At 76.3% G+C, this 5018-nt stretch carries 2 protein-coding genes and 1 pseudogene; 1 reads left to right on the top strand and 2 read right to left on the bottom strand.

Annotated features, from left to right (window positions below):
* Together JNW98_RS18395 and JNW98_RS18400 are read right to left on the bottom strand one after the other, a co-directional pair.
* Positions 1-552 (bottom strand): annotated as a pseudogene (locus JNW98_RS18395) (cytochrome P450); the annotation flags it as partial.
* Positions 553-952: 400 nt separating this feature from the next.
* The gene (locus JNW98_RS18400; protein ID WP_223769345.1) at positions 953-2026 is read right to left on the bottom strand and encodes a glucose-1-phosphate thymidylyltransferase; all 1074 of its coding nucleotides are present in this window, start codon (positions 2024-2026) and stop codon (positions 953-955) included.
* A 619-nt stretch (positions 2027-2645) separates the two neighbouring features.
* Between JNW98_RS18400 and JNW98_RS36200 the strand changes: the two genes are divergently transcribed.
* On the top strand, positions 2646-5018 hold a 2373-nt coding region (locus JNW98_RS36200), incomplete at its 3' end, for an AfsR/SARP family transcriptional regulator (RefSeq protein ID WP_263420930.1).

The following is a 5018-nucleotide window of genomic DNA, read 5'->3' on the forward strand; positions in this document are numbered from 1 at the left end:
GCGGAAGGGGAAGTGCGCGGCGAAGCCCTCCACGGCGTCGAAGGCGGCCCGGCCCTCGGCGTCCGCGGTGCCGCCGGCGAGGGCGGCGTCGAGGAGCTCGTCGGCTATCTCCTGGACGCGCGGGCGGAGGCGCTCGACGGCGCGCGGCGTGAACGCGTCGGTGACCATGCGGCGCATGTGCGTGTGCTTCGGCGGGTCCTGGTGCAGGAGGTGCACCTGGAGCTGCGAGTGCTGCGGCTCCGGCATGATGGCGGCCTTGGACCGCCAGGCGTCGTTCCCGAGGTCGTGGTTCTTCCCGAACCGGTCGTCGGTGAGCGCCTGCTGCGCCGCGTCGTAGCCGGTGACCAGCCAGGCGTGGACGCCGCTGGGGAAGTGCACCCGGTGCAGGGGGCCCATTTCGCGGAGGCGCTCGTACAGCGGATAGGGGTCGGTCTTGTAGTCCTTGCCGTAGAGCGGTACGGGGTCGGGGAGCGGCTCCCGCTCGTGCTTCGCCCGCTCCTCCGCCGGGCCGGAGGCGAGCGGTGCGGTGCGGGGTGCGTCGGGTTGTGCCATGGGACGTGTTCCTTTCGGGATGGGGCCGGGGGCCGGGCGTGGCGGTGGCCGGTGGGCCGGTGGTGGTCCGTGGGCCGGGGACGGGGCCGCCGCGCCGGCGTCCGCGGAAACGCGTTCGGCTTCCGGGACGAGGAGCCGGGTGCCGACGGTTCACGGCCGGCGAGCGGACCGGAACCGTCCGGGGGAGGAGCACCGGTGCGCGCCGGGGCCGGGGCTCGCCGCGGCGGCGGTCCGACGGTCCGTCGGAGCCCGTTCGTACGACCGACGTCGACGGCCCGTCAGCGTTTGTCGGACGACCGGTTCCGACGGCCCGTCAGGACACGCCCGCACGACGCCTCCCGACGGCCCCTCCGAGGCCGGCGGAGGTGCAGGACGCCCGGACGTGGCCGCCGCCCGGCCGTCACGCCGCGACCTCCACCCCCGCGTGGTCGCCGATCACCAGCCGGTGGTGCCGGTCCCCGTGGTCCGCCGCGCTGACGGTGGCCCCCCGTCCGATCACCGAACCCTCGATGCCGCGCATCCCGGTGACGGTCGCGCCGTCCAGCACGATGCTGTTCCCCAGGTGCGTACGGCGCAGGGCGCAGCCGCCGCCGACCGAGGTGTACGGCGCGACGTGGCAGTCCTCCAGGACGGTGCCGGCGCCGATGACGGCCGGGCCCTGGACCCGGGAGCGGATCAGCCGGACCCCGGGAGCGAGGTCGACCGGGCCGGTCAGCTCGCTCGCCGCGTCCACGAACGCCGCCGGGTGGGGCGCCGGCCGCAGGCCGTCGAGGACGGCGCGGTTGCAGTCCAGGACGTCGGCGACCTCCCCGGTGTCCTTCCAGTAGCCGTCGTACTCGACGGCCCGGACCGGGGCGCCGCGCGTGACCAGCTCCTGGATGGCGTCCGTGATCTCCAGCTCGCCGCGGGCGCTGGGCCGGATGGCGGCGATCGCGTCGTGGACGGCCGGTGTGAAGAAGTACACGCCGATCAGTGCCAGATCGCTGCGCGGCTCCCGCGGCTTCTCCACCAGCCGCAGCACCCGGCCGTCGGGCGCGGTCTCCGCGACGCCGAACGCCCGCGGGTCGGACACCTTGTGCACGAGGACCTGGGCGGCCGGGCGGCCCGCCCGGAAGCCGGCGGCCGCGTCGGTGATCCCGGCGGGCAGCATGTTGTCCCCGAGGTACATCACGAAGTCGTCCTCGGCGAGGAAGGCGCGGGCGGTGGTCACCGCGTGCGCCAGCCCTCTGGGGGCGTCCTGGGGCAGGTAGGTGATCCGCACCCCCAGCCGCGAGCCGTCCTGGAGGGCGGCGGCGATCTGGTCCCCGCGGTCGCCGGTGACGATCCCGACCTCGTGCACGCCGGTCGCGCGGATGTTCTCCAGGACGTATTCGAGCACGGGCTTGTTCGCGATGGGCATGAGCTGCTTGGGCATCGAGTGACTGAACGGCCTCAGACGGGTTCCCGACCCGCCCGAGAGGACCAGTGCCTTCATAGAGCCTCTCCTCGCAACCGTTCCCGCCGCGCGGGCGGGAACCGCCAGTGGATCGCCGAAAGGACGTCGGTCGAACGGGACGACGGAGCGCGGGTGCTGGGGACGCGCGGGCCCTGGGGACGCGCCTCCCTCCCTCGCCGCACTCCGCCTCCTCCCCGGCACGGCGGGCCGTGAGCGCCCGGCTCCGCCCGGCCGTGCGCGCCGCCGGGAGGCACGGGCGGCGGCCGGGTACGGGGGACCGGCGCCGACGACGCGTCAGGGACGGCCGCTCGGAGGCGCCGGAGACCGTACGGGACGGGCGGGACCGGTCCGGGGGAGGCCGTGGGGGGATCGGCTCGCGGGCCGGGAGACCCCGTCCGCGTCGCGGAGACCGTCCGCGTCGCGCCCCTGCCGTGACGTTCCTGCCGCAGGGCGCAAAGAACCGATGATGAGAAAGTATTCTTGGCGCGTGGTGAGACTGTCAAGGAACTCATCGCGCAAGGCCGCCCGTTGCCGGACGCTCCGCCGCCCGCGCCGGCCCGATGCGGAGGTGGAGCCTCCGGGTGATGGCGCGTCACGGTCGATTGTCTGTCCGAAATTCTCTCCTGACCGTGACATTCATCCCGTACAGTGATCAGCCATGATGGCCTCACGGGGGAGTGCTGTCCGGTTCGGCGTACTGGGCACGCTTGAGGTGTGGAACGGGGAAGACCGCCTACGAGTAGGCGGTCCGCGCGCGCGTGCCGTGCTGGCGGCGCTGCTGCTCGAAGCCAACCGGGTCGTGTCCTTATCCCGGCTGGTGGACGCCGTGTGGGAGGACGCGCCTCCCGCGACGGCCGAGCATCAGGTGCGCAAGATCGTGGCCGAGCTGCGCGCCCGCATCCCGGGCGGACGGCGGCTGCTCGTCACCGACGGCCCGGGCTACCGCATGGTCGTCGACGACGGCCAACTGGACCTGCTGCGCTTCGAGGCGGCCCTCGCCCGGGCCCGCGCCGCGGCCGGCACCGACGAGGAGGCGGCCGCCCTGGAGGGCGCCCTCGCCCTCTACCGGGGCCGGGCGCTGCCCGAGGGCCGCAGCCCGCTCCTGGCCGCCGCCGCGACGATGCTGGAGGACCGCCAACTCGGCGCCCGCGAACGCCTGCTGGAGCTGCGGCTGGAACAGGGCCGCGCCGAGGAGGCGGTCGCCGGGCTGCGGTCCCTGGTCGCGGAGCACCCGCTGCGCGAGTCGCTGGCCGCCCTGCTCATGGTCGCCCTGTGCCGGACCGGCCGGCAGGCCGACGCCCTGCGGGTCTACCACCACCTGCGCCACCTGCTCGCCGAGCAGCTGGGCATCGACCCCGGGCCCGAGGCCACGCTGCGCTACGAGCAGATCCTGCGCAACGAGCCCGCCCTGCACGACGGTACGGCGCGGCCCGCGCGGTCCGACGCGCCCGCGCCCGCGTCCGTGCCCGGTGTCCGGGTGACGGAGGGCGCGCGGCCCCACGGCGTCCGTCCCGCGCCGCGCCGCACGGCCGGGCCGGAGGCCGCCGTGCTGCCCGCCGCCCTGCCCGTGCCGGCCGAGGAGGCCCACGGGCCGCTCGGGCCCGCCGTGCCTCCCGGGGATGACGCCTCCGGGGGCGGCGTCTCCGGGGACGCCGCGTTCGGCGGCGGCGTCTTCGGTGGTGACCGCTCCGCCGGCGGTGACGGCTTCTCCGGCTTCCTGCGTGGTGACGACCCCTCAGGTATCGGCCCCGGGACCGGCCTCACCCCGTACCCCGGGCACCCCCGGCCGGCCACCGGCCCCGGCGTACCCGCCCCGGCGCCCGTACCGACCCCGCCGCCGGCCGCGCACCCCGCGTCCGTCCTCCCGCGCTCCCTCCCGCACGACCTGCCCGACTTCACCGGCCGGGAAGGGGAGATCCGCTGGCTGCTCTCCCACGCCACCCGGGAACCCGACCGTCCGACACCGGTCCTGGCGGTCGACGGCATGCCGGGCATCGGCAAGACGGCCCTGGCCGTCCACGCCGCCCACCGCCTGGCCGACCACTACCCCGACGGGCAGATCCACCTCGACCTGCACGGCTTCACCGCCGGCCGCACCCCGCTCACCGCCCACACGGCCCTGGGCGTCCTACTGCGCGCGGTCGGCGTGCCCGACCGGCACCTGCCGCCGGGCCGCACCGACCGGGAGCACCTCTGGCGAGCCGTCAGCGCCGGCCGCCGCCTGCTGCTGCTCATCGACAACGCCGCCGCCTCCGAACAGGTACGGCCCCTCATCCCCGGCACCCCCGGCTCCCTGGTACTCGTCACCAGCCGCCCGCGCCTGTCCGCGCTCGACGGCGCGTCCCACCTCAGCCTGCCGCTGCCCCCGCCGGGCGACGCCCTGGGCCTGCTCGGCGCCGTCCTCGGCCGTGACCGGCTGAGCGCCGAACCCGAGGCCGCCGCCGACCTCGTGACCCTGTGCGGACGCCTCCCGCTGGCCCTCCGCGTCGCCGCCGGCCGGCTGCGCAACCGCCCCCAGTGGACGGTCGCCGCCCTGAACGACCGGCTCCGCGCCGAGCCCACCCGCCTCGCCGGCCTGGTGGCCGAACACCGCGCGGTGGCCGCCGTCCTGGACCTGTCCCGCACCGCATTGCCCACCCCCCACCAGCGCTTCTTCCACCTGCTCGGCCTCCACCCCGGGCCCGACTTCGACGCCGGGACCGCCGCCGTCCTCACCGGCTCGCCGCTGCCCACCGCCGAAGCGCTGCTGGAGGACCTCCTCGACGCCCACTTGCTCACCCAGCACACCCCCGGCCGCTACGCCTTCCACGAACTGGTGCGCCTGCTCGCCCGCCACCACCCCGCCGCACCGCCGCCCGCGACCGCCCACCGGGCGCTGCACCGACTCCTCGACCACTACCTGCACACCGCGACCCGGGCCGCCGAGCTGATCGACACCCCCGCCCGGCACCCGGCCCCCGCGGCGGCGCCCGCGCCCCCCTGGGCCGATCCGCGCGCCTGCGTCCCCCTCCGCCCCGCCGCCGCGCCCCCG

The organism is Streptomyces huiliensis, assembly GCF_020037025.1.
GTDB classification, from domain to species: Bacteria; Actinomycetota; Actinomycetes; order Streptomycetales; family Streptomycetaceae; genus Streptomyces; species Streptomyces huiliensis.

Coding starts and splice junctions, on each gene's coding strand:
- JNW98_RS18400 (WP_223769345.1), bottom strand. CDS start 2,026: ATGAAGGCACTGGTCCTCTCGGGCGGGTCGGGAACCCGTCTGAGGCCG.